Raw genomic sequence first — 24,934 nt, 5'->3', positions numbered from 1 at the left:
CGCAAGTAGAAAATGAAAAAGCCCGAGAGCGATGACACTCTCGGGCTTTTTGCATTCTGGTGGCCTGGGGCGGAATCGAACCACCGACACGCGGATTTTCAATCCGCTGCTCTACCAACTGAGCTACCGGGCCAACGAAGAGGTGAAACTATAGCAGACTCATTTGCGCCCCTCAAGCCCCTCCGTGCATTTTTCTAAAAATGTCCGGGGGCCGCGCTTAAACCTCGTTCTTGTTCTTTCCGAGATCGACGCCCAGTTGCTTCAGCTTGCGATAAAGATGCGTGCGCTCGAGCCCCGTCTTCTCGGCGACGCGCGTCATGCTGCCGTTCTCGCGTGCGAGGTGATACTCGAAGTAAGCGCGCTCGAACGCATCGCGCGCATCGCGCAACGGGATATCGAACGAGATGGATGCCGTCTGCCCCGCCTGACCCTGCGACGCGCCGCCTGCCGCCGCGTCGCCCGATGCGTTCAGCGACGATGCCGTCGGCAGCGCGGCCGCCACCGGCACGCCCGATGCCATCGCGCTCGCAGGAGGCTTCGCTATCGTCGACACGGGTGCCGCTGCGGAGCCATGCGCGAGTCCCTGCTCGACAGCCTTCAGGAGCTTCTGTAGCGCGATCGGCTTTTCGAGGAAGTTGAGCGCGCCGATCTTCGTCGCCTCGACGGCCGTGTCGATGGTCGCGTGCCCTGACATCATGATCACCGGCATCGTCAGCTTGCCCTGCGCGGCCCACTCCTTGAGCAGAGTCACGCCGTCGGTATCGGGCATCCAGATGTCGAGCAAAACGAGATCGGGTGTCTGCTGCAGGCGGTAATCGCGCGCGTGCTGCGCGTTCTCCGCTACTTCAACAACATGGCCTTCGTCGCTTAGGATCTCGGAGAGCAGTTCCCGGATCCCCATTTCATCGTCTACCACCAGGATGGTTGCCATTTACGCTGCCCTTGTCTGCACTGTTGCTTTTGTCGTTCCCTGATTCGCCGCCGAACCGGCACCCGGACGTGTTGCGCCGGGCGCCGCGGTATCGTCCGCGAGTTGTAGAAACAGAATCGATATCTGCGCGCCCTCGATCACATCCGCGGTCTTCGAGCGGTTGCGTATGTCGATGCGCGCGCCGTGCTCGTCGACGATCTTCTTCACGGTTGCAAGTCCCAGGCCCGTGCCCTTTGCCTTAGTCGTCACGTAAGGCTCGAAAGCACGCGAAAGGATACGCGCCGGAAAGCCGGAGCCGTTATCCGAGACCGTAAGGCGAACCGCGACACGCGCATGCCCCGAAGCATCGGGCTCGCCATATTCTACTGTCCTCGTTTCGAGCAGCACGCGCGGCTCCGCGACGTCCGCCACCGCATCCTGCGCGTTCTGCAGCAGGTTGTGGATCACCTGGCGGATCTGCGTTGCGTCGCCCCGAATCACGGGCAGCTTCGCGAGGTCCACCTTGATCGGCGTCTTGCCATCTTCGATGCCGTAGAGCGTCAGCACTTCCGCGACGAGATCGTTCAGTTGCAGATTGCCGAGCACCGCGGGCGGCGTGCGCGCGTATTCGCGGAAGTCGTCGACCATCTGCTTCATCGCCTGCACCTGATTGACGATGGTCGTCGACGCCCGCTTGAGCACGTCCGCATCGGACGGCGCGAGTTTGTCCGCGAGTTTCATCTGCAAGCGTTCGGCGGAAAGCTGGATCGGCGTGAGCGGATTCTTGATCTCATGTGCGAGACGGCGCGCGACCTCGCCCCACGCGACCGAACGCTGCGCCGAGATCACGTCGGAGATGTCGTCGAACACGACGACGTAGCCGGTGGTTTCGGCATCGTCGCTATCGCTTTCGGTCACGCTCAGCAACTGCGTGCCGCGCACGAGAAGCGTCAGCGGATCGTTCTCGCCGGGCACCGTCACCGCGACCTGCTGCTGCCAATGACCGCGATCGCCGATCGGATGGCCGCTGCCGACTTCGGCCGCATCGCGCTCCGCGAAAGCCTTCTTCACCATCGTGCCGAGTTCGGCGAGGACGCCGATCTGATCGAGCGGCTGATTGAGCAGCGCGCCGAACGGCTGGCGGAAGATGCGCTCGGCGCCGCGATTCGCGGTGGTCAGGCGGAACTGCCGGTCGAACACGAACACGCCCGCCGTCAGATTCGCGAGGATGCTTTCGAGATACGCCTTCGAATGCTCCAGAGCGACGCGGTTGTTTTCGACCGCCGCGCGCGCCTCGGAAAGCTGGCGCGTCATCGCGTTGAAGGACTGCGTAAGGAATCCCAGTTCGTCGCGCGAGTTGATCTCTCGTTTGGGCGTGTAATCGCCTTCGGCCACTTCCTTCGTACCTTGCGCGAGCAGAAACAGCGGCCGCGCGAGCTGATTGCCGAGCGCGAGCGCGAGCATCATCGCGATGAAGGTCGCGAGAAAGAGCGCGAGCGTCAGCGTGCCGATATACATCTTGCGCAAGCCCGTGCGCCCGAGCCGCTTTTCCTGATACTCGCGATACGCGCGCTGCACGGCGTCGGCATTGCGCGCGAGCTCCTGACTCACGGGTTGCTCGATCTGCAGGAAGCGATCGACATGCTGGAATTCGGTTGTAGTAGTCGGATCGGGGATCTTCGTGACCACGCGCAGACGCAGCGCGCCCTTCGGTCCATTCGATTTCGGATCGCCGTCGATCTCGCCCTCGATCGCGCCATACGGATGATCCTGCGCCTCCCTGAGCATCGTGCCGGTCGGCTCGTTGGCGGGCAGCAGCGCGTAGTAGTTGCCCGAGGCCTGCGCGACAGTGCGAAGCCCCGGCACTCTCAGCGAGCTGTTGTTCGATGCGAGATCCTCGCGGTTGTACTGATCGCGCGGCCGCTCGAACACGACCGCGTCCTGCACGCCGTATTGATCGCGCAGGCGCAGGAGCGACAGCGTGAGACTCGACGGATCCGCGCTTGCGAGCTGATCGCTCATCTGCCGGCCGCGGTTCTTGAAATCGGCGAGCGATGATTCGAGCATGCCGCGGCCGAGCGTCAGGCCCGACGAGAGCGCTGTCTCGACGTTCACGTCGAACCACGATTCGATGCTCCGCGACACGAACTGATACGAGACCACATAGATGATCGCGCCCGGCACGACACCGACGAGCGCGAAAATGAAGGCGAGCTTCGCGAGCAATCGCGTGCCGAAACGCCCCTGCCTCACCCGCGACACGATGATGATGAACAGGCTGATGACGATCAGCATGAACACGACCGCCACCGCGACGTTCGCCGCGTAGAGCCAGCCGTAGTAGCGGTCGAAGAATTCGGTGTTCGCACTGGCGAGCGCGAGCATCACGAGCAGCAGAACTGCCGTGAGCGCCACCGTGGAGACCAGCAAACGGACGACGAAACTCTTGATGTCCGTGCGGCCGCGTCGAAATCTATTTCGCACGTTCTGCCGCCGTAAAAGTAAAACGCTTCCAGTCCGAGGAAAGGTTCCAGTCGCGGTTATTCACCGCGTCGATCTGGAACGGCTTGGGCATGAGCGCGATGTCGAGCTGCATGCGCACCGATGCGGTATAGGTTTCGCCGCCATGCACCTGATTCCGGTCGATGACGTGCCACGAAGTCACGTGCTTGATGACCGCGAGTGCCTCATTGAGCGAGGCGAAACGCAACTGCAGGCCGCCCGTCGATACACGATACTCGTTCGTCAGCGGCTGATACGAAAGCCGGATGCTCTGCGACACATTGACCGGCTCTTCGTCGAACCAGTACCAGCGCGGCCTCGACAGATTGAAATCGATCGTGAAATAGAGCGGCACGCTGCGGTTCACGGCATCTTCGAGGCTGTTGTTCAGGTCGAAGTCGAAATGCGCGTCGAGACTCCAGCCGGCGTTGTCCGCTTGCAGCGACGCGCGCTGCACGGCGATCGTCTCGGCAAACGCGGGGTCGGCTGCGGCGAAAGCCAGCCAGAGCGTCAGCGCAGTCCAGATGACGGCCGCGAGCCGAAGCGGAAAAAAGCGTTTGATCGTCACCGTTTCTGAAAGCGCGCGTAGAAGAATCCGTCGTGGTCCGCGAAGGTCTCCGCGTCCCGATCCGGGTTCGCGAGATTTGTACCGTCCGGTGAGCCTTGCACCGCGCCCGCGCTTGCGCGCGCCGCTGTCGGTAACAATTGCCCCGGCGCGTCCAATCGTACCGCATCTTCATGCGCGGTTCCAAACCAGCGGGCCTGTTCTTCGCCTTCCTCGGGAAAGATGGAGCATGTCACGTACAGCAGCTCGCCGCCCTTCGCGACGAGCGGCCACAGCGCGCTCACGATGCGCCGCTGCTCGGCGACGAGCGCATCGATGTCCGATGGGCGCCGCAGCCAGCGGATATCCGGATGACGGCGCACGATGCCCGACGCCGAGCACGGCACGTCGGCGAGAACGCGATCGAACGGCGCGCCGTCGAACCATTGCGCGGGATCGCCCGCGTCGCCCACTTCGATTTGCGCCTCGAGCTTCAGGCGCTTCAGATTCTGTCCGATGCGGCCCGAGCGCTCCGCGTCGCTTTCGAGCGCGATCAGATCGACGGTCGCGAGTTCGAGAATATGCCCCGTCTTGCCGCCCGGCGCGGCGCACGCGTCGAGCACGCGCATGCCGTCTTTCAGGCCGAGCAGTTGCGCCGCGCGTTGCGCGCCCGCGTCCTGCACAGAGACGACGCCTTCGTCAAAGCCCGGAATGCGATCGACGGGCATCGGCGTTTTCAGGCGCACTGCGTGAAGGCCCGCGGCTTCGGCCTCGACATGCGCGTTTTTGAGGCGCGCGAGATATTGATCGACGGTGGCGTGACGTGCATTCACCCGCAACGTGAGCGGCCCGTGCTCGTTGCCCGCTTCGAGAATGCGCTCCCACGCATCGGGCTGTCCGCGCTTCACGGCGTCGATCCACCATTGCGGATAATTCCATCGCGCGACGGGGTCCTTGCGCGCCTCATCGATGAGCGTTTCGCGCTCGCGCAGGAAATTGCGCAGCACCGCGTTGACCAGACCCTTCGCGAACGCGAATTCGCGCCGCGCCGCGATCACGCTCACCGCCTGATCGACGACGGTGAAAGGCGCGTAGGCCGCGTGCGCTTCGTCGTCGGTCAGCAGCGTGAACGCGCAGACGAGCACGTTCGCGACATGCGGCGGCGGCGCCTTCTTCACGAGCTTGCGCAGGAGCGCGTCGGCGAGCGCGAGACGGCGCATCGCGCGATACGCGATGTCCTGCACCGCGCCACGCGCCTCCGCGTGCTTCGCCGACGCGATGACTGTCTGCAACGCGGCCGGCAGCGCCGAACCCGCGCGCACCGCGCCCACGGCCTGCGCCGCGCAATCGAGCGCGAACGCGAGCGAATCGGGCGCGAGATGGATGGCGCTCAGGCGGGAATGCGCGGCGGCGGGCCGCCGGGAAGGCTTGTCGGTCATGGAGAAACGAGAACGGTCGAGCGGCAAGTGGATGGCTTGCGTGAACGAGGATTGTAACTTGCGGGGATCGCGCGCCCCGACGGGCGGCCGACGACAAGCAAAAAGGCCGTTCCGGCGCAACCGGAACGGCCTTCGTTACGAGTCGATTGTCTTAGAAGCGATCTTAGAAGCGGCCCGTGCGCGCCATTTCCATCAGACGCGCGACACGCTCTTCCGTCGCCGGGTGCGTCGAGAACAGATTCGCGATGCCGCCGCCCGAGAGCGGATTCATGATCATCATCTGCGCGGTCGCCGGATGCGCTTCTGCTGTCGGGAACGGCACGCCGGTGGCGTAAGCGTGAATCTTCTCCAGCGCCCTCGCGAGCGCTTGCGGGTCGCCTGAAATCTCCGCGCCGCCGCGGTCGGCTTCGAACTCGCGCGCACGCGAAATCGCCATCTGGATCAGCGCGCCGGCGATCGGCGCGAGAATCGCCACCAGAATGCTCGCGATCGGATTCGACGGACGGCCTTCGTCGTCGCGCCCGCCGAAGAACATCGCGAAGTTGGCGAGCGCGGAGATCGCGCCGGCCATCGTCGCGGAGATCGTCGAGATCAGGATGTCGCGATGCTTCACGTGCGCCAGTTCGTGCGCCATCACGCCGCGCATTTCGCGCTCGGACAGCACGCGCAGGATGCCCGTGGTCGCCGCGACCGCCGCGTGCTCGGGGTTGCGGCCCGTGGCGAACGCGTTCGGCGCGTCTTCGTTGATCAGATAGACGCGCGGCATCGGCAATTGAGCGCGCGTGGCCAGCTCGCGCACCATGCGATAGAACTGCGGCGCGGTGGTCTCGTCGACTTCCTGCGCGTTGTACATGCGCAGGACCATCTTGTCCGAGAACCAGTACGAAAAGAAATTCATGCCGAGCGCGATGATCAGCGCGAGCATCATGCCCTTCGATCCGCCAATTACACCGCCGATCACGACAAAGAGGGCCGTGATCGCAGCCATCAGCATCGCGGTTTTGACCCAGTTGAACATTTCCGGAGCTCCTCTCCCTAATACGCTGCGCTAAGTGCGCGGTTGCCCGGCCGACATGACCGGAGCCACGATTGTAAGCAAAATGTTAGATAGGGGTGTCCATCAATAATTCAATCCGCGTTTGCGCGATTTATCGATGCGAAGTCGCGAGCTTGATGCCCAGGCCGACAAACGCGCCGCCGACGCCGCGATCCAGCCACTTTTTCACGCCGGATTTGCCGGCGAAGCGCTCCGTGACACTACCCGCGATCCAGGCGACAAAGCTGTTCCAGACCGTGCTCATCGCGATGAATACGATGCCGAGCGTGAGGAAAGCGAGCGTTTTGTGCTGACTGTCCGCGGCGACGAATTGCGGAAAAAACGATACGAAGAACAGCACGACCTTCGGATTCAGCACATTCGTGACGAAACCCTGCGCGAAGAGCTGAAGCAGCGATTTCGGCGCGGCTTTTTCGTTTGTCTGCGCTTCGGAGGCGGCGTCGGCCTGGTCATGCTTCGTGAAAATCAGGCGCACGCCGAGATAGATCAGATAAATCGCGCCGGCAACCTTGATGACGGTGAACGCGGTCGCCGATGCGGCGAGGATCGCCGTCAGACCGAACGCGCACGCGAGCGTATGGATGATGCAGCCAGCCGAAATGCCGAGCGCCGACACGATGCCCGCGCCGCGCCCCTGAGCGACACTGCGTCCGACGATGTACGCAGTGTCGGGGCCGGGCGTGACGTTGAGAAGAAATACGGCGACGAGGAAGAAGGCAAAACCGGTGATGCCGAGCATCGAAAACTCCAGACGGGCGAATGCGTGTTGACAGCTGTTTATTTTAGCGCCGCGCCCGTTTCGCAGTCTCTTATTGGAGCGCGAAACGCTGGCCTTTCGCGAGCGACGCGCCCGCCAGGAATTCGCGCACCGGCAGGCGTTTGCCGCCGGGTTTCTGCAATTGCGTGAGTTTCAGCGCGCCGCCGCCGCAAATCACGACGATGCCGTCCGATGAAACCTCCGCGATGGTGCCGGGTTCCGCGCTCGAAGAAACATCGACCGGTTGCGCGGCCCAGATCTTGATCGCGGCGCCGTCGAGCGTGCCGAACGCGCCGGGAAACGGATCGAATGCGCGAATCTGGCGCGCCAGTTCTTCCGCCGGACGCCGCCAGTCGAGCGCGGCCTCGTTCTTGGCAATCTTTTCGGCGTACGTCGTGCCTTCTTCGGGCTGTGGCGTGGACGGCAGCGAGCCATCACGCTCGAGATCACGCAATCCCGCGACGATCAACTCGGCGCCCATTTGCGCGAGCCGGTCGTGCAGCGTGGCCGTCGTGTCGTCGGGGAGAATTGCGGTGCGGGCTTCGCGAATCATCGCGCCGGTGTCGAGACCGGCGTCCATCTGCATCAGCGTGATGCCGGTTTCGGCGTCGCCCGCTTCGATCGCGCGATGGATCGGCGCGGCGCCACGCCAGCGCGGCAACAGCGACGCGTGAATGTTGATCGCGCCGCGCGGCGGGATATCGAGCACTTCTTGCGGCAGGATCAGCCCGTAAGCGGCGACGACCATGACATCGTGCGGCGTTGCGCGCAACAGGTCGATGGCCTCCGCCGCTTCCTGCGGATACTTGCCCGCGCGCCGCAGTGAAGTGGGCTGCGCGACCTTCAAGCCATGCTCGAGAGCGAAGCGCTTCACCGGGCTTGCGTTCAGCTTCATGCCACGCCCTGCGGGCCGATCGGGCTGCGTGAGCACGAGCGGCACGGAAAATCCCGCCGCATGAAGAGCCGCGAGCGCGGCGGCAGCGAATTCCGGCGTCCCGGCGAAAACCACGCGCAACGATTGAGTCATCGGTTACAGCGCCTTTTCCAGCTTCTTCATCTTGCCGCGAATGCGCGTCTGCTTGAGCGACGACAGATATTCGACGAACACGTGACCCGCCAGATGATCCATCTCGTGCTGGATGCAGACCGCAAGCAGACCGTCGCAATCGAGTTCGAAGGTTTCGCCCTTTTCGTTCAGCGCCTTCACGCGCACTTTGTCGGGACGCTCGACGAAATCGTAAATGCCGGGCACCGAGAGGCAACCTTCTTCCCATTCCTTCTTCTGGTCACTCGTCCAGACGAGCTCCGGGTTGATGAACACCATGAGCTGGTCGTGCGCGTCGGAGACATCGATCACGATCACGCGCTCGTGCACGTCCACCTGTGTCGCGGCGAGCCCCACGCCGGGCGCGGCGTACATCGTCTCGGCCATGTCGGCGACGAGCTTGCGGATGCGGTCGTCGACCACGGCGACGGGCTTCGCCACCTTGTTCAGCCGCTTGTCCGGGTAGTTGAGTATCTTGAGCAGAGCCATGATTCGGATTGTCTACGCGCGCCGCGGCACGTGTAAATCGGCCATTCGGCCAGGTTGCGGGTGAGTGGCGGCATGCCGAAGATATGCGGGCGAATCCAGTGGATTCGACGCCGCCGGCAAGCGGCCAATGGGCGTCGCGTCGGGCTTTGGACCACGCCTGAGCGACCTTTCTTTATCTGTTCCGGATCAAAAATCTTAACATGACGACCGCCGACCTGCCGACCGGGGAAGCCGCCCCGACACTCGATGCCGACGAACTGCGCGCATGGCTGCGGCTCGCGCACGCAAAGGGGCTTCGGCCGCTCGCGCTGCGCACGTTGCTCGGTGCTTTCGGCGGTCCCCTCGAAGTCCTGTCGGAGAGCTTTGCGTCGCTCGCCGAAATCGCCGACGCCCGCGCCGCCGAGGCCGTGCTCGCGCCGCCGGAGGAAATCGAAGGCGTTCCGTTCGACGACTATATTGAAGCGGCTTTCGTGTGGGCAGCCGAACCGGGCAATCACATTCTCACGCTCGCCGACGCCACCTATCCGCAGGCGCTTCTCACGATGCCGGACCCGCCGCCGCTGCTCTACGCGAAAGGCCGGCTCGAACTTCTGCAGGCGCGCGCGGTGGCTATCGTCGGGAGCCGGCACGCCTCGCCGCAAGGACTCGAAGACGCGCGCCGCTTTGCCCGCGTGCTGTCGGATGCGGGGCTCGCGGTGGTGTCCGGTCTCGCGCTCGGCATCGACGCATCCGCACATCGCGGCGCGCTGGAAGGCGCCACGGGCACGGTCTCCGTGATCGGCACGGGCGCCGATCTGGTCTATCCGGCGGCACATCACACGCTCGCGCATGAAATCGCCCGCGAAGGCGCGATGCTCTCGGAATGGCCGCTCGGCACGCCGGCGCGCTCCGCCAATTTTCCCCAGAGGAACAGGCTGATTGCGGGCATGTCGGGCGGCGTTCTGATCGTCGAGGCCGCGATGCGTTCCGGCTCGCTCATCACCGCCCGGCTCGCCAACGAAATGGGGCGTGATGTCTTCGCGATTCCCGGCTCGATTCACGCGCCGCTCTCGCAGGGTTGTCATCGGCTGCTCAAGCAGGGGGCGAAGCTCGTCGAAACGCCGGAGGACGTGCTCGAAGAGTTCGGTTTTTCGCCAGCGACGGCACGCGCGGCTTCCACAGCGGCGAGACGCGCCAGGCCGCGTCCGGTCAGCGCCTCTTGGGCATCGGCGCGAGCGGATGAAGCCGACAGCGCGATCGACGGCGACGCCAGCCGCGTTCTCGACGCGCTCGGCCACGCGCCCGCGACGCTTGAAATCCTCGCGATGCGCACTGATCTGGATGGTGCGGCGCTCCAGGGCGCGCTGCTGCAACTGGAACTATCGGGCCACGTGGCCGCGCTTGCGGGCGGCCGCTACACGGCGGTGGAGCGCTCGTGATGCCGCATCGTGCTACATTCGCGGAAAAATGAGCAATCCCTGCAGTCGATACCAATAAAGGATTTCGCACCCGCCATGTCCGCGCTGAATCTCGATACCGATGCCGATCGCATCGCGGAGCGCATCGCCGTGCCCGGCACGCTGTTCGTCGCCTGCCTGTGCGCGGAATGGTGCGGAACCTGTCGCGAATATCGCGAAGGGTTCGACAGGCTGGCGGCCGCGCATCCGGAAATCTGCTTCGCCTGGATCGATATCGAGAATCACGCCGATCGTTTCGATGACCTCGACGTCGAAAATTTTCCTACCATCCTGATCGAGGACGCCGTTACGACGCGCTTCTTCGGCACGGTGCTGCCGCAGGCGTCCATCGTCGATCGGATGCTGACCGATCTGACCGCGCTGCCGGGCATGGTCGGGGCGCCCAAACTGCGCCCGGCGCTTGCCACGGCCTGATCGCGGCGCACGCGAAACGCGCGTTTTGCGCTTCTCGCCATGCGCTTCGCGAGCCGGATATTGAACCGCCCCGATTCCAGCTTCGACGCCCGCCGCGCAAAGCGTGTGCTATAAAGCGGCGTTAAAGCAGTCCAAACCGGGCCGCTGCCAGTTACCAACTATTTGAGTCATGTCCAAAGCCCTGATCATCGCTGAGAAGCCCTCCGTCGCGAACGACATCGCGCGTGCGCTGGGCGGCTTCACCAAGCATGACGAGTACTACGAGAGCGACGACTACGTGCTCTCGTCCGCAGTCGGCCATCTGCTCGAGATCGCCGCGCCGGAAGAGTACGACGTCAAGCGCGGCAAATGGAGCTTCGCCAATCTGCCGGTGATTCCGCCGCATTTCGACCTGAATCCGATCGCGAAGAGCGAGTCGCGCCTGAAGGTGCTGACGAAGCTGATGAAGCGCAAGGATATCGACCGGCTCATCAACGCATGTGACGCGGGGCGCGAGGGCGAGCTGATCTTCCGCCTGATCGCGCAGCACGCGAAGGCAAAACAGCCGGTGCAACGTTTGTGGCTGCAATCGATGACGCCCGCCGCGATCCGCGAAGGCTTCGCGAACCTGCGCAGCGACGCCGACATGCAGCCGCTCGCCGATGCCGCCCGCTGCCGCTCCGAAGCGGACTGGCTCGTCGGCATCAACGGCACGCGCGCGATGACCGCGTTCAACAGCAAGGGCGGCGGCTTCTTTTTGACGACTGTCGGTCGCGTTCAGACGCCTACGCTGTCGATCGTCGTCGAACGTGAGGAAAAAATCCGTCGATTCGTTCTGCGCGATTACTGGGAAGTGCGCGCCGAATTCATCGCCGCGAAGGGCCTGTACGAAGGCCGCTGGTTCGATCCGAAGTTCAAGCGCGTCGAAAACGATCCCGAACAGCGCGATTCGCGCCTGTGGAGTCTCCCGGCGGCGGAATCGATCGTCGCAGCATGCCGCGGCAAGACCGGCGTCGTGACCGAGGAATCGAAGCCGTCGACGCAAATGTCGCCGCTGCTCTTCGATCTGACCAGCTTGCAGCGCGAAGCCAATGGCCGTTTCGGTTTTTCGGCGAAGAACACGCTCGGCCTCGCGCAGGCGCTGTACGAAAAGCACAAGGTCCTGACCTATCCGCGTACCGATTCGCGCGCGCTCCCCGAGGACTACATGAGCACGGTCAAGGACACGATGACCATGCTCAAGGAGAGCAACAACTATCTGCCGTTCGCGAAACAGGTGCTCGACAAGGGCTGGGTGAAGCCGAACAAGCGCATTTTCGATAATTCGAAGATCAGCGATCACTTCGCCATTATCCCGACGCTGCAGGCGCCGAAATCGCTGTCGGAACCCGAGCAGAAGCTGTACGACCTCGTCGTGAAGCGCTTCCTGTCGGTGTTCTTCCCGGCGGCGGAATATCTCGTGACCACGCGCATCACCGAAGTCTCGGGACATCACTTCAAGACGGAAGGCAAGGTGCTCGTCGAGCCGGGCTGGCTGCAGATCTACGGCCGCGAAGCCGCGGGCGAAGACGGCAACCTCGTGCCGGTGCAGAAGGACGAAAAGGTCGATGTCGAGAAGGTCCAGGCGCACGGCCTCGTGACCAAGCCGCCCGCGCGCTACAACGAAGCGTCGCTGCTCTCGGCGATGGAAGGCGCGGGCAAGCTGGTCGAAGACGAAGAGCTGCGCGACGCGATGGCCGCGAAGGGCCTCGGCACGCCGGCCACGCGCGCGGCGATCATCGAAGGGCTGCTCGGCGAGAAATATATGGTGCGCGAAGGCCGCGAGCTCATCCCGACGGCGAAGGCGTTCCAGTTGATGACCTTGCTGCGCGGCCTCGGCGTCGAGGAACTGACCGCGCCGGAATTGACCGGACAGTGGGAGCACAAGCTTTCGCAGATGGAGCGCGGCAATCTGCATCGCGATGCGTTCATGCAGGAAATCGCGCGGATGACGCAGACCATCGTCAAGCGCGCGAAGGAATACGACTCCGACACGATCCCCGGCGATTACGCGACGCTCGAAACGCCGTGCCCGAACTGCGGCGCGCAGGTGAAGGAAAACTATCGCCGCTTCGCATGCACGAAGTGCGAATTCTCGATCTCGAAGATTCCGGGCGGCCGGCAGTTCGAAATCCCCGAAGTCGAGGAATTGCTGCGCGAGAAAACCATCGGGCCGCTGTCGGGCTTCCGCAGCAAGATGGGCCGTCCGTTCTCCGCCATCCTCAAACTCTCGCTCGACGACGAGATCAAGAACTACAAGCTCGAATTCGACTTCGGCCAGGATTCCGGCGGCGAAGACGGCGAACCGCCCGATTTCTCCGAGCAAACGCCAGTCGGCGCGTGTCCGAAGTGCCAGTCGCGCGTGTTCGAGCACGGCATGAGCTATGTGTGCGAGAACTCGGTGTCGAATCCGAAAACGTGCGATTTCCGATCGGGCAAGGTGATTCTCCAGCAGGAAATCGGCCGCGATCAGATGGAAAAGCTGCTGAACGAAGGCCGCACGGACCTGTTGACGAACTTCAAGTCGTCGCGCACAGGGCGCAACTTCAAGGCGTTTCTCGTGAAGCAGCCGGATGGCAAGATCGGCTTCGAGTTCGAGAAGAAGGAAGGCAAGCCGGCAGCGAAAACGGCGGCCAAACGTGGCGCGGCGGCGGAAACTCAGGCCGACAGCGGCGACGAAAGCGGCGACAGCGATGTCGCCGTAGCCGCCAAGACCACGTCCGCGAAGACCGCTGCAAAGAAAGCGCCCGCGAAAAAGGCGGCAGCGAAAAAGACCGCGGCGAAGAAGGCGAGCTGATCGCCCTCTTCTCCCGCTGAAAAAAAACCCCCGCGAATCGCTTCGCGGGAGTTTTTTCATTTGCGCGTTGCGCGAGCCCTTCAGAACGGCGAAGGCGCCGGCAAGCGCCCGCGCGAGCGCGAAGGCTTCGACAGCTTCGGCGCGAGTTCACCGTCGATGGGACGCGAGCGCGGCGGGGGCGTCGCCGCTTCGGTGGCGTGCTCGTAGTGCGGATGCGCGCCCGGTCTGCCGCGACCATCGCGAATCCATTGCTCGCCGAGCTGATGATTCGGCGTCTGGCTGAAATGCTCGACCAGATGATCGATAAAAGTGCGTACCTTCGCCGGCAAATGACGGCGGCTCGGATACGCGACGTTGATTTCGACCTGCGGCAATTGAAAATCGCCGAGCAGCCGCACGAGCTGGCCGCGCGTCGTGTCGTTGCCGATCAGATAGCTCGGCAAAATAGCGATGCCCATGCCGAGCAGCGCGAACTGCCGCAACATCTCGGTATTGTTCGCGATGATCACGTTCTGCGGCCGCACGCGCACTTCGCCGTCCGGGCCGGTGAACACGCGCTCGTCGCCCCAATATTCGGCCGGCAGGCTCAGACACGGATGCTCGAGCAGATGCTCGGGGCGCGTCGGCGTGCCGTGCGACTCCAGATACGCCGGCGTCGCGCAGACGGTCATGCAACCGGTCGTCAGACGCCGTGTGACGACACTGGCGCTCTTCACCTGACGCGCGATGACGATGCCGACATCGAAACCTTCCTCGACCAGATCGACCTGACGGTCCACGAGTGTCACGTCCGGCACGACCTTGGGATAGCGCTGCGCATACGTCTGCAACACCGGCGCGAGATTATGCAGACCGAACACGACGGGCGCGACGATCCTGAGCGAACCGAGAGGTTCGTGATTGCGCGCCACCACCATCTGTTCGACGTCTTCCAGTTCGTCGAGAATCTGCCGCGCCCGCTCCAGATACACCTGGCCGGACTCGGTGAGCGAGAGGCTGCGCGTCGTGCGGTTGAGCAGGCGCGTGCCGAGGCGGCCTTCCAGGTCCGCCACATGGCGCGTAGCTACCGCATTGGAGATGTCCATCGCGCTCGCGGCCCGGGCGAAACTTCCGAGATCGGCGACGCGGACAAACACCCTCATCGACTGCAAATGATCCATAAGACAACTCCTGCCGCTACACGGCTCGAATTCTGCTGCAAAGCAATTCAGGATTATCCTAGGACCGGCACTTTCGTGCAGAAGTTGCCGGGAAGCGCGAAAAAGTCGAAAAAAATCTGACAGTTAGGCGTCTTACGCGGATGAAAGATCACCGACTGTTGTCATCGGCACAACACTCGGCTAAGCAAACTCCGATCGACGCAACTTCAAAAAAGCTGGCGTCGTCAATTTTGACGGTATAGGCGATAAAAAATCGGGCCCGTCGATGCGGGCCCGAAATATGGGGATTGATTCAGTTTGTGAGACAAAGCCGGCGTGAAATCGCGCCGGACGATCCACTCATGCAGTCAGCCGCTTTTCCATTCCAGCCTTGGCCGCCGTCAGAGCCGCGGGCAGGCCGTGTTTCAACTTCGTGAAAAGCTCGTCATGCAGCGCGAGTTCGTCGCGCCAGGCGGCGTCGTTGACCGATATCACCTGCTCGAACTGCTCGCGCGTGAAGCCGAGCGCGCCCCAGTCGATGTCCTCGTAACCCGGCGAGATGCCGAAGGCGTGCTCCTCGCCCTTCGCCGTGCCCTCGACGCGGCCGATCATCCAGTTCAGCACGCGCATGTTCTCGCCGAAGCCCGGCCACACGAACTTGCCGTCGTCGCCCTTGCGGAACCAGTTGACGCAGAAGAACTTCGGCGCCTTCGCGTGCATCGCTTCCAGACGCTCGCCCATCTTCAGCCAGTGGCCGAAGTAATCGGCCATGTTGTAGCCGCAGAACGGCAGCATCGCGAACGGATCGCGGCGCACGACGCCTTGCTGGCCCGCGGCGGCGGCGGTGGTTTCGGAGCCCATCGTGGCGGCCATGTAGACGCCTTCCTTCCAGTCGCGGGCCTCCGTGACGAGCGGCACGGTGTTGGATCGGCGTCCGCCGAAGATGAACGCGTCGATCGGCACGCCGGCCGGGTTCTCCCAGTCCGGATCGATCGACGGACATTGCGACGCCGGCGCCGTGAAGCGCGCGTTCGGATGCGCTGCCTTCGCGCCCGTTTCGTTCGCGATTTCGGGCGTCCAGTCGCGGCCTTGCCAGTCGATCAGATGCGCGGGCGGGCTGTCGGTCATGCCTTCCCACCAGACGTCGCCGTCGTCGGTCAGCGCGACATTCGTGAAAATCACGTTTTCCTTCAGCGTCGCCATCGCGTTGAAATTGGTCTTTTCGCTGGTGCCGGGCGCCACGCCGAAATAACCCGCTTCCGGATTGATCGCGTAGAGCCGGCCGTCGCGGCCCGGCTTGATCCACGCGATGTCGTCGCCGATCGTCGTCACTTTCCAGCCCTGGAGATCGCTCGGCGGAATCAGCATCGCGAAATTGGTCTTGCCGCATGCCGACGGGAACGCCGCCGCGACGTGATACTTGCGCGCTTGCGGCGATGTCACGCCGAGAATGAGCATGTGCTCGGCGAGCCAGCCTTCATCGCGACCCATCGTCGAGGCGATGCGCAGCGCGAAGCACTTCTTGCCGAGCAGCGCGTTGCCGCCATAGCCCGAACCGAAGCTCCAGATTTCGCGCGATTCGGGAAAATGGACGATGTATTTCGTGTCGTTGCACGGCCACGGCACGTCCTTGCGGCCATCCGCGAGCGGCGCGCCGACCGAATGCACGCACGGCACGAACTCGCCGTCGGCGCCGAGCACGTCGTACACGGCGCGGCCCATGCGCGTCATGATGCGCATGTTCGTCACGACATACGGGCTGTCCGACAATTCGACGCCGATATGCGCGATCGGCGAGCCGAGCGGGCCCATCGAGAACGGCACGACGTACATCGTGCGGCCGCGCATCGAGCCGTCGAACAGGCCGTCGAGCGTGACGCGCATGTCCTGCGGATCGATCCAGTTGTTCGTCGGGCCGGCATCCTCACGACGCTGCGAGCAGATGAACGTGCGGTCTTCGACGCGCGCCACATCCGAGGGATCCGAGCACGCGAGGAAGGAATTCGGGCGCTTCTCGGGGTTGAGCTTTTTCATCGTGCCGGCTTCCACCATCTGCTGGCAGAGCCGGTCGTATTCCTCCTGCGAACCGTCGCACCATTCGATGCGGTCCGGCTTGGTCAGGGCCGCGACCTGCCGGACCCATTCGATGAGTTTTCGGTGCCGGACATAGGCCGGCGTTTTGATGTCGACGGCATTTTTATTGTTGTCTTCGACTACTGCGGGCTGGTTCATCGAGCTGTCTCCGTTCTTCTGCAATGAAAACCAATCACCCAACTGACGCTGCATGCGAGAGGCGTTTGCGACTCGAACCGCCGGGCGCTTTCGTGCGCTTCTGTACGCGCTTTCATCGCACGAAATGCGGTTCGCGAGCCAATGCGGCGTCACGGGCCTGAATTCTTTACACAGCAAACGTATCCCTCGCGGCTTGCATCGCAAAGGAACAAACTGTTAAAAAGAGATACTAAGTGGCCTGTCTCTTCGCGGATCATCGTGTTTTCCGCTAGTTGCGCTGGATTTCTTTCTCTATTGGCGCGGACGTACGAGGCTCCCGAAAAAAAGGGGAGTCAAGCATAACACCGCATTGCGTGAACCATGTGATGCAGCGCAATAAAGCGGAATAGAGCGCAATTTATCGGTATTTACCCGAATTTAAGTACTCCATTCTCGCTCTCCATAAAAAAGCAGCACGTTTGATGCCTAACAAAAGCCAATCAATGCCCATGAAAATCGCCATTCTCGATGACTACCAGGATGCCGTACGGAAGCTCGATTGCTTCCATCTGCTCGATGACCATGAGGTGAAGGTCTTCAATAACACGGTGCGTGGTCTCGGGCAGCTGGCGAGCAGACTCTCGGAAGTGGATGCGCTCGTGCTGATTCGCGAACGTACGCGCATCAGCTCACAATTGCTCGACAAATGCCCGAAACTGCGCATGATCAGCCAGACGGGACGCGCGGGCGGCGGTCATATCGATGTCGATGCGTGCACCGAGCGCGGCATCGCGGTGCTGGAGGGCACGGGCTCGCCGGTCGCGCCCGCGGAACTGACGTGGGCGCTCATCATGTCGGCGCAGCGGCGCATTCCGCAGTACGTCGCGAACTTGAAGCAAGGCGCGTGGCAACAATCGGGGCTGAAGACGTCCGCGCTGCCGCCGAACTTCGGTCTTGGTCAGGTGCTGCGCGGACAGACGCTCGGCATCTGGGGATACGGCAAGATCGGCAAACTGGTGGCCGGTTACGGCAAGGCGTTCGGCATGAACGTGCTCGTCTACGGGCGCGAGCATTCGCAAAGCGCGGCGCGCGAAGATGGCTTCGCGGTCGCGGAAAGCCGCGAAGCGTTTTTCGAGCAGAGCGACGTGCTCACGCTGCATCTGCGCCTGACCGATGACACGCTCGGCATCGTCAAGCAGGACGATCTGATGCGCATGAAGCCTACCGCGCTCTTCGTCAACACGAGCCGCGCCGAACTGCTCGAGGAGAACGCGCTGCTCAATTCGCTGCATCACAACCGGCCGGGCATGGTCGCGGTCGATGTTTTCGAGAGCGAGCCGATACTGCAAGGCTACGGCCTGCTGCGCCTCGAAAACGTGATCTGCACGCCGCACATCGGCTATGTGGAGCGTGAGAGCTATGAGCTGTATTTCGGCGCGGCGTTCAGGAACATCCTCGCGTTCGATGCGGGCGACACGTCGAGCGTCTTCAACAAGGAAGCGCTTCAGCACGTGCGCCGCCGTTGAGCTTCGGCTTCGGCTTCAGACGGTCGAGATTTCGATCGACGGCTCGCAGCGCACCGGAAAATTCACCGAGTTCGCGATGAAACAGAAACGGTGCGCCTCTTCGTGCAGGCGCGCCGCGAGATCGGCATCGCCGCCGGCGCCGATGGTCACGCGCGGGCGCAGCAGCACATCTACGAAGCGCCCGTCTCCCTTCGACTCTTCCTGCATCGTGCCGATGGCTTCATCGACATAACCGGTTACGACGAGCTTGTTCGTTGCGCACAGGTGCAGATACCAGAGCATGTGGCACGACGACAGCGACGCCACGAACAACTCCTCGGGATTGTGGCGCGCGGGGTCGCCGCGAAACGCGGGATCGCTCGACGCCTCGATCGCCGTCTTCGAGCCGACGCGCACGAGGTGGTCTCGCGAGTACGCGTCGTAAGCCGATGTGCCGGAACCGAGATTGCCCGTCCATTCGACGGTCAGTTCGTACGTATGCTTCTTCGCCACGGTCTGCTCCTCAAGCTGAATGCGAAGCGGTTTCAAGGAGACGCGGAAGGCGCTCGAGAAAATCCTCGCCGTCCGCGCGGCCCAGATCATAAGCATGCTGCATCTGGGACGGGCTCGTATAGTCCCAGCTCGAAATCGGCACCTTGCGCGATGGCTGGATGTAGACGCGCTTCTGCTCGCCGTGCGGCACGACGAACGTGCGCTCGCGCGGATATAGGCGCGTGACCATCACGAGCACGAGACCCGGTGACACATCGAGCGCGGCGACCGGGACGTTGTCGACCATGCCGCCATCGAGAACGGGACGGCCGTTGCGTCGCAAGATCGGCGTGAACGGCGGCGTGCTCGACGATTGCAGGATGAGGTCGGCGAGGTCTTCGACGGTCGAGCATTCCTGCGCTTTCACGAATTCGGGATGAAAACCGAGCGTCTGACCGAGCGTCGGATGCAGCGTCTTGCGGACGTATTTCTCGATGTTGTACGCGATCAGCCCCGCCGCGACCGCGCTGCGCGCGCCGAGCCAGCGCGGCAGATGCGATACGCCGATGCGGATTTCCGGCCCGTGCGCGAGCTCGTGGAAACGGTCCGCGAAGATGTCGAGCAGCGCCTGCCGATAGATGCGGTAATGCGGAAAAACGGACTGTCCACGCAGCAGGTTGCCCCAATAGGCGTTGCGCGTGTTGTCGCGCAGCGCGTGGGCGTAGTAGTCCATGACCCAGCGCGAATCGTTCGTGTAGAGCATGCAGGCGGTGGCCGCGCCCGCCGAAATACCCGCGATGATGCGCGGCTCGAGATTCAATTCCGGCCGGATGATGTCCCAGAATCCTGCTTGCCACCAACAGCGGTTTCCGCCGCCGGCGAATACGACTTGGTCGAACATTTATTTGTTGATGAGCGCGTAGGTGGTTGTCGCGTGAGCGGCGAGTTCGCCCTTGTCGTCGTGCATGTCGATTTCACCGAAGACGAGGTTGCGTCCGCGACGCTGGATGCGGGCGGTGATCAGCACGTCGCCTGCTTTCACGGGCCGCATGAACGTGGTGTTGAGCGATACGGTTGTCATCGGCCAGAGACCGCCCATGACGTGCGAGACGACGACGACCATCGCGGTGTCGGCGGCGGCCATCAAAACCTGTCCGCAGATGACGCCGCCCGCGTGACGCAAACGGTCCGAATACGGCAGACGCAGCGTGACGGCGTTCTCGGCGATCGATTCGGGCACGAGTTTCAACTCCTTGACCCACGGAGCCAGGATGCTGTCGAGCAAGGCGCTGATAGCGGTTTCGTCCATGGTTCCTTTTGCTTTTGCAGGGTTCACGGCCTTGGAGGATGCGTCATGATACCGGCCGTAAGTTGCGTGCGGACGCCCGTGGCAGGTGGGTTCGTCGGAAATATACGAATTTTTTTGCACGAGGGCTTGCGCTTCTGCAAAAGCACCCGCTATAATTTCGCTTCTGTTGGGGCGTTAGCTCAGTTGGTAGAGCAGCGGACTCTTAATCCGTAGGTCGAGTGTTCGAGTCACTCACGCCCCACCACCAGATCCAAAGGGCTGCGCAACGCGCAGCCCTTTTTCATTTCCGCGTCAAATCACATCCGCCCCACGCGCCGTCAACAACTCGCGCAACACCGAGCGATGACATCTCGCCTCCTCCTCGCAATAACACCCCACCGACATATTCGTCCGATGCGATAACGCCGCGAGCAGATCGAGCGTCTTGCTGGCATCCGGCTCGGCCATCTGCGCCTTGAACTTCTTCACGAAACCGCGCCACGCCTTGTCGTCTTCAGCGTGCAGCGCTTCCGTCACCAGTTCCTGCGTCGGCGAAAGCACCGGATACCACACGTCGTAAAAATCGCGCTTCGCGAATTCGGCCTTCGGCACCCCGCGCGGCGGCCGACGCACCGTGCCGATACGCAACCCTTCATCCTCAGCGCGCGGTGTCCCCAATCTGACGATTCGAATGCTCATTCCCCTGTCTCCTTCGATACTCGTCCGCCAAGCATAACCGCTGACATCGCTTTGAAAGCTCCCGGGCATCCGCAGAGCAAAACCCGCCATCTTCCCGTATCGTTTCGGATTATTCTCCGTTCGCTTACATCCGGAATTGCCGCCGTGCCCACCGAAGAACGCCTCCAAAATCTCCCGCACGATCCCGACGCCCCGATGACTCCGCTCGAGCGCCGTGGCATGGCCGCGATCCTGCTCTCGGTGGCGCTCGCGACGCTCGACACCGCGATCGCCAATACCGCATTGCCCGCCATTGCCGCCGATCTGCATACGACGCCCGCCGCGTCGGTCTGGATCATCAACGCCTATCAGCTCGCGATGGTCGCGACGCTGCTTCCCCTCGCGGCGCTCGGCGGCATCCTCGGCCATCGGCGCGTGTATCTCGGCGGACTCATCGTGTTTCTCGTCGCGTCGGCGGTGTGCGCCTTCGCGTGGTCGCTGCCGACGCTCGTCGCCGCGCGCTTGCTGCAAGGCCTCGGCGCGAGCGCGATCATGAGCGTGAACGCGGCGCTCATCAGCGCTATTTTTCCACCGCATCGGCTGGGGCGCGGCGTCGGGCTGAATGCGCTCGTCGTGGGCATCGCGTTCGCAGTCGGACCGACGGTCGCGTCGATCGTGCTCTCGCTCGGCACGTGGCCGTGGCTCTTCGCGGTCAACCTGCCCGTCGGCGTGTTCGCGCTGATGATCGCGTGGCCATCGCTGCCGCAGACCAAGCGCGCCGAGCATGGCTTCGATCGCGTCGCGGCCCTGCTCAATGTCGTCACGTTCGCGTCGCTGATTTTCGCGCTCGGCGAAGCGGCCCAGCGCGCACCGGCTCATACCGTGCTGACGGCGTTCGGCGTCGCGCTCGTCGCCGGCGTTCTTCTGCTGCGACGCGAACGCGGTCATCCCGCGCCGATGCTGCCCGTCGATCTCTTTCGCCGTCCGATGTTCGCGCTCTCGACGATGACCGCCATCTGCTCGTTCGCCGCGCAAGGGCTCGCGTTCGTGTCGCTGCCGTTTTTCTTCGAAAGCGTGCTGGGACGCAGCCAGGTCGAGACGGGATTTTTGATGACGCCGTGGTCCGCGCTCGTCGCATTGATGGCGCCGATCGCGGGACGCCTTTCCGATCGCCACGCGCCCGGCTTGCTGGGCGGCGTCGGGCTGGCGATTCTATGCGTCGGGATGGTGTCGCTCGCGATGCTGCCCGCGCAGCCGCATGCGCTGGAGATCTGCATCCGCATGGCGATCTGCGGCGCGGGCTTCGGCTTTTTTCAATCGCCGAATCTGAAGGCGTTCATGTCGAGCGCGCCGCGCGAACGCAGCGGCGGCGCGAGCGGCACGATCGCGACATCGCGGCTGATCGGGCAGGCGACGGGCGCGGCGCTCGTCGCGCTGTGCTTCAGCATCGCCGGAAAGCATGGCCCCGCGCTCGCGCTGTCGCTGGGTGCGGCGTTCGCGGGCGCGGGCAGTGTCGCGAGCGGTCTGCGCCTCGTGACGCGCGGTCCGTCGTCGGAACGAATCGTCGGAGGGCCGTCGCGCGAGACCTGAGCGCGCTCACATCCGCCGCACTTTCACCTTGCGGCCCTTGAGCTTTCCCGCGCCCAGCTTGCGCACGGCGTCGTCCGCGACCTTTCGCTCGACGGCCACGTAGGTGACCATGTCCATCACGTTGATCTTGCCGATCTGCTTGCCGTCGAAACCCGCTTCGCCGGTGAGCGCGCCGAGCACGTCGCCGGGGCGGATCTTGTCCTTGCGGCCGCCGAGGATTTGCAGCGTCGCCATCGGCGGCTTCAGATGACCCGGTTCCGCCGATGTCAGTTCGTCGAGCGGATGCCATTCCACCTCCGCGCGCTGCGCCTGTTCGATCGAACCGACGCGGCCCATCTCGTCCATGCTCGCGAGCGACAGCGCCCAGCCTTCCTCTTCCCCGCGTCCCGTGCGGCCGATGCGATGCACGTGCACTTCCGGGTCCGGCGTCACGTCGACGTTGATCACCGCTTCCAGTTGCGCGATGTCGAGACCGCGCGCGGCGACATCGGTTGCGACGAGCACCGAGCAACTGCGATTCGCGAACTGCACGAGCACCTGATCGCGCTCGCGTTGCTCCAGCTCGCCGTGCAGCGTCAGCGCTTCGAAGCCTTGCGCGAGCAGCACGTCGAGCAGATCGCGGCATTGCTGCTTCGTGTTGCAGAACGCGAGCGTGCTCACCGGGCGATAGTGATCGAGCAGCAGGCCAACCGCGTGCAGCCGCTCGTGATCCTCGACCTGATAGAAGCGCTGCTTGATCTTCGCGTTGCTGTGCTGTTCGGTGAGCTTGATCTCACGCGGATTGCGCAGGAATTGCTGGCTCAGTTTCGCGATGCCTTCGGGATACGTCGCCGAGAACAGCAAGGTCTGGCGATCCTTCGGACACTTGCGCGCGACTGACGCGATATCGTCGAAGAAGCCCATGTCGAGCATGCGGTCGGCTTCGTCGAGGACGAGCGTGCGCACGGCGTCGAGCGTGAGCGTCGCACGGTCGAGATGATCCATGATGCGGCCCGGCGTACCCACGACGATATGCGCGCCGTGTTCCAGGCTCGCGATCTGCGGGCGCATCGGCGTGCCGCCGCACAGCGTCAGCACTTTCACGTTCTCTTCCGCGCGCGCGAGGCGGCGGATTTCCTGCGTGACCTGATCGGCGAGTTCGCGTGTCGGGCAGAGAACGAGCGCCTGCACATCGAACTGGCTCGCGTCGAGCTTGGAAAGCAGCGGCAGCGTAAAGGCCGCCGTCTTGCCGCTGCCCGTTTTCGCCTGCGCGATGAGATCGTGGCCCGCGAGCGCCGGCGGCAGGCTCGCGGCCTGGATCGGCGTCATCGACAGATAGCCGAGTTGCTGCAGGTTCGACTGCATCGCCGGCGAGAGCGGCAGACTGCTGAAGGAGGTTTCGGTCGTCATGATTTCAGCGTGTTCCGCGCGGCGGGATGTCGGTGATCTGCTCGTACGTGGCGGTGCCGTCGTCGGCGTCGGTGCGCGAGACGTAGTTGCGCGCGCCGCACATCGGGCAGCGGAACAGCAGGCCCTGGCCCTCGTTCTTGATGACGACGTCCGATAGCGCCCACTCTGCGCCGCAGGACTGGTTTCGACAGGTAAACATGTTCGTAATTCTCTGGTTCGTGGCGCGATCGTGCGCTCAAAGGCGAAAGTGTACGCGTGTCTCGTGCCGACGCGGTCCACGCAAGTCCGCAAGAAATGCTAAAGCGGGTCGTGCTACTTTTCTTTCATCGAGTTTTCTTTCCGGAGCGAATGATGAGCAGCAGGCTCTATGAGGCGCGGCTCGCGCGCGTGGTCGCGCATATTCACGATCATCTCGATGATGAACTGGACCTCAATCGGCTCGCGGAGGTCGCTTGTTTGTCGCCTTATCAGTGGCATCGCATCTATCACGCGTTTTATGGCGAGACGGCGGCGGCAACCGTGCGGCGGTTGCGGTTGCATCGGGCGGCCAATGAGCTTGTGCATGGCGCGGTGCCCATCGACTCCATTGCCGAGCGCGCCGGATATAGCAGCGTGCAGGCGTTTTCACGGGCGTTTCAGGCGAGTTACCGGATGGCGCCGGGGCAGTTTCGCAACGAAGGCGGCGCTTCCATGTTTGTCCCTTTCGATGAAGTTCGATCAGGAGATACGGCGATGCATCAAGTCGATATTCGTACCCAGAATGGTTTTACCGTCGCCGCGATGGAGCATCGCGGGTCGTATATGAACATCGGGCGGGCGTTCGAAATGCTGTTCCATTGGCTCGCGACGCGCGAGTTGATCGATCCTCGCGCGCGTTCGCTCGGCATTTATTTCGATGACCCTTCCGCCGTCGCCGAAGACGATTTGCGTTCGATGGCCTGTTGTGAATTGTTCGATGCGGATGCCGTGAAGTTCGAAGCGCCGGTGTCGCGCGTCGAGGTCGCGGGTGGGGAGTTCGCGGTGCTGACGCACGTCGGGCCGTATGCGCAGCTTTGCTTCGCGTATCAGTGGCTTTATGGGGAATGGTTGCCGAAGTCGGGACGGGAAACGGGCGAGGCGCCGGTGTTCGAGGTTTATGTGAATGATCCGCGGGAGACGGTGGCGAGTGAGTTGGTGACGGAGATCTGGATGCCTTTGAAGGCGGCGGCGTGAG

22 protein-coding genes and 2 tRNA genes are annotated in these 24,934 nt (G+C 63.3%); 7 read left to right on the top strand and 17 right to left on the bottom strand.

Going from position 1 to position 24,934, the window contains the following annotated elements:
• Window positions 1–57: 57 nt before the first annotated feature.
• The 9 genes from PQR08_RS17510 to def all read right to left on the bottom strand — a co-directional run bounded on the left by PQR08_RS17510 (window position 58) and on the right by def (window position 8,743).
• Window positions 58–133: transfer RNA gene (locus PQR08_RS17510), tRNA-Phe, on the bottom strand.
• Window positions 134–217: 84 nt separating this feature from the next.
• On the bottom strand, window positions 218–931 hold the full coding sequence (esaR, locus tag PQR08_RS17505; RefSeq protein ID WP_371880359.1) for a response regulator transcription factor EsaR: 714 nt from the start codon (window positions 929–931) through the stop codon (window positions 218–220).
• Window positions 932–3,394 carry a sensor histidine kinase gene (locus tag PQR08_RS17500; protein ID WP_238209472.1) on the bottom strand — a complete coding sequence of 821 codons (2,463 nt, stop codon included), beginning with the start codon at window positions 3,392–3,394 and terminating at the stop codon, window positions 932–934.
• The gene (locus PQR08_RS17495) at window positions 3,384–3,980 is read right to left on the bottom strand and encodes a DUF4390 domain-containing protein (protein ID WP_187608212.1); all 597 of its coding nucleotides are present in this window, start codon (window positions 3,978–3,980) and stop codon (window positions 3,384–3,386) included. Before PQR08_RS17495 ends, PQR08_RS17500 begins: the two co-directional genes overlap by 11 nt.
• Window positions 3,977–5,395, bottom strand: a complete 1,419-nt coding sequence (gene rsmB, locus PQR08_RS17490) for a 16S rRNA (cytosine(967)-C(5))-methyltransferase RsmB (RefSeq protein WP_408161909.1) — start codon at window positions 5,393–5,395, stop codon at window positions 3,977–3,979. Before rsmB ends, PQR08_RS17495 begins: the two co-directional genes overlap by 4 nt.
• 163 nt (window positions 5,396–5,558) lie before the next feature.
• On the bottom strand, window positions 5,559–6,413 hold the full coding sequence (gene htpX, locus PQR08_RS17485; RefSeq protein WP_187608210.1) for a zinc metalloprotease HtpX: 855 nt from the start codon (window positions 6,411–6,413) through the stop codon (window positions 5,559–5,561).
• 130 nt (window positions 6,414–6,543) lie between these two features.
• Window positions 6,544–7,191 (bottom strand): LysE family translocator, encoded by a 648-nt coding sequence (locus PQR08_RS17480; protein ID WP_408161907.1) that lies wholly within the window; start codon window positions 7,189–7,191, stop codon window positions 6,544–6,546.
• Between the two features lie 70 nt (window positions 7,192–7,261).
• A complete protein-coding gene (fmt, locus tag PQR08_RS17475; protein ID WP_408161905.1) occupies window positions 7,262–8,236 on the bottom strand; it encodes a methionyl-tRNA formyltransferase in 975 nt (324 codons plus the stop codon).
• 3 nt (window positions 8,237–8,239) lie between these two features.
• The gene (gene def, locus PQR08_RS17470) at window positions 8,240–8,743 is read right to left on the bottom strand and encodes a peptide deformylase (RefSeq protein WP_187608207.1); all 504 of its coding nucleotides are present in this window, start codon (window positions 8,741–8,743) and stop codon (window positions 8,240–8,242) included.
• A gap of 200 nt (window positions 8,744–8,943) precedes the next feature.
• On the opposite strand from def, the gene dprA reads away from it, so the two are divergent.
• From dprA to PQR08_RS17455, 3 genes are all read left to right on the top strand, one after another.
• The gene (gene dprA, locus PQR08_RS17465) at window positions 8,944–10,161 is read left to right on the top strand and encodes a DNA-processing protein DprA (protein WP_408161902.1); all 1,218 of its coding nucleotides are present in this window, start codon (window positions 8,944–8,946) and stop codon (window positions 10,159–10,161) included.
• 75 nt (window positions 10,162–10,236) lie between these two features.
• On the top strand, window positions 10,237–10,614 hold the full coding sequence (locus tag PQR08_RS17460; RefSeq protein ID WP_035509772.1) for a thioredoxin family protein: 378 nt from the start codon (window positions 10,237–10,239) through the stop codon (window positions 10,612–10,614).
• 169 nt (window positions 10,615–10,783) lie between these two features.
• Window positions 10,784–13,429 (top strand): DNA topoisomerase III, encoded by a 2,646-nt coding sequence (locus PQR08_RS17455; RefSeq protein ID WP_408161900.1) that lies wholly within the window; start codon window positions 10,784–10,786, stop codon window positions 13,427–13,429.
• 80 nt (window positions 13,430–13,509) lie between these two features.
• On the opposite strand, the gene gvmR is transcribed toward PQR08_RS17455, so the two are convergent.
• Both gvmR and PQR08_RS17445 read right to left on the bottom strand, forming a co-directional pair.
• Entirely contained in the window at window positions 13,510–14,589 is a 1,080-nt protein-coding gene (gvmR, locus tag PQR08_RS17450) for a transcriptional regulator GvmR (protein WP_238209464.1), read from the bottom strand.
• 339 nt (window positions 14,590–14,928) lie between these two features.
• Window positions 14,929–16,800, bottom strand: coding sequence for a phosphoenolpyruvate carboxykinase (GTP) (locus PQR08_RS17445; RefSeq protein WP_408161898.1), 1,872 nt, complete (start codon window positions 16,798–16,800; stop codon window positions 14,929–14,931).
• Between the two features lie 488 nt (window positions 16,801–17,288).
• Between PQR08_RS17445 and PQR08_RS17440 the strand changes: the two genes are divergently transcribed.
• Window positions 17,289–18,305 carry a D-2-hydroxyacid dehydrogenase family protein gene (locus tag PQR08_RS17440; protein ID WP_035509786.1) on the top strand — a complete coding sequence of 339 codons (1,017 nt, stop codon included), beginning with the start codon at window positions 17,289–17,291 and terminating at the stop codon, window positions 18,303–18,305.
• Window positions 18,306–18,320: 15 nt separating this feature from the next.
• Here the strand turns inward: PQR08_RS17440 and PQR08_RS17435 are convergent, their stop codons facing one another.
• Genes PQR08_RS17435 through PQR08_RS17425 form a run of 3 tightly spaced genes read right to left on the bottom strand, consistent with a single transcriptional unit; the run spans window position 18,321 to window position 20,085 of the window.
• Window positions 18,321–18,797, bottom strand: a complete 477-nt coding sequence (locus tag PQR08_RS17435) for an OsmC family protein (RefSeq protein WP_408161896.1) — start codon at window positions 18,795–18,797, stop codon at window positions 18,321–18,323.
• A 10-nt stretch (window positions 18,798–18,807) separates the two neighbouring features.
• The gene (locus PQR08_RS17430; RefSeq protein WP_408161894.1) at window positions 18,808–19,677 is read right to left on the bottom strand and encodes a patatin-like phospholipase family protein; all 870 of its coding nucleotides are present in this window, start codon (window positions 19,675–19,677) and stop codon (window positions 18,808–18,810) included.
• Window positions 19,678–20,085, bottom strand: coding sequence for a PaaI family thioesterase (locus tag PQR08_RS17425; RefSeq protein ID WP_238285655.1), 408 nt, complete (start codon window positions 20,083–20,085; stop codon window positions 19,678–19,680).
• Window positions 20,086–20,253: 168 nt separating this feature from the next.
• Here PQR08_RS17425 and PQR08_RS17420 point away from each other — a divergent pair.
• A tRNA-Lys gene (locus PQR08_RS17420) sits at window positions 20,254–20,329 on the top strand.
• Window positions 20,330–20,376: 47 nt separating this feature from the next.
• Here PQR08_RS17420 and PQR08_RS17415 read toward each other — a convergent pair.
• The gene (locus tag PQR08_RS17415) at window positions 20,377–20,763 is read right to left on the bottom strand and encodes a DUF488 domain-containing protein (protein WP_408161892.1); all 387 of its coding nucleotides are present in this window, start codon (window positions 20,761–20,763) and stop codon (window positions 20,377–20,379) included.
• Window positions 20,764–20,958: 195 nt separating this feature from the next.
• On the opposite strand from PQR08_RS17415, the gene PQR08_RS17410 reads away from it, so the two are divergent.
• The gene (locus tag PQR08_RS17410; protein WP_238209451.1) at window positions 20,959–22,332 is read left to right on the top strand and encodes an MFS transporter; all 1,374 of its coding nucleotides are present in this window, start codon (window positions 20,959–20,961) and stop codon (window positions 22,330–22,332) included.
• Window positions 22,333–22,338: 6 nt separating this feature from the next.
• Here PQR08_RS17410 and dbpA read toward each other — a convergent pair whose 3' ends face one another.
• A complete protein-coding gene (gene dbpA, locus PQR08_RS17405) occupies window positions 22,339–23,721 on the bottom strand; it encodes an ATP-dependent RNA helicase DbpA (protein ID WP_408161890.1) in 1,383 nt (460 codons plus the stop codon).
• Between the two features lie 4 nt (window positions 23,722–23,725).
• Window positions 23,726–23,920: a hypothetical protein gene (locus PQR08_RS17400; RefSeq protein WP_309879368.1), complete on the bottom strand. Its 195-nt coding sequence runs from the start codon at window positions 23,918–23,920 to the stop codon at window positions 23,726–23,728.
• A 152-nt stretch (window positions 23,921–24,072) separates the two neighbouring features.
• Between PQR08_RS17400 and PQR08_RS17395 the strand changes: the two genes are divergently transcribed.
• On the top strand, window positions 24,073–24,933 hold the full coding sequence (locus PQR08_RS17395; protein WP_408161888.1) for an AraC family transcriptional regulator: 861 nt from the start codon (window positions 24,073–24,075) through the stop codon (window positions 24,931–24,933).
• Window position 24,934 lies beyond the last annotated feature (1 nt).

This window comes from Caballeronia jiangsuensis (assembly GCF_046030135.1).
Lineage (GTDB): Bacteria > Pseudomonadota > Gammaproteobacteria > Burkholderiales > Burkholderiaceae > Caballeronia > Caballeronia jiangsuensis.
This window is presented reverse-complemented; position numbering and strand designations above follow the sequence as displayed.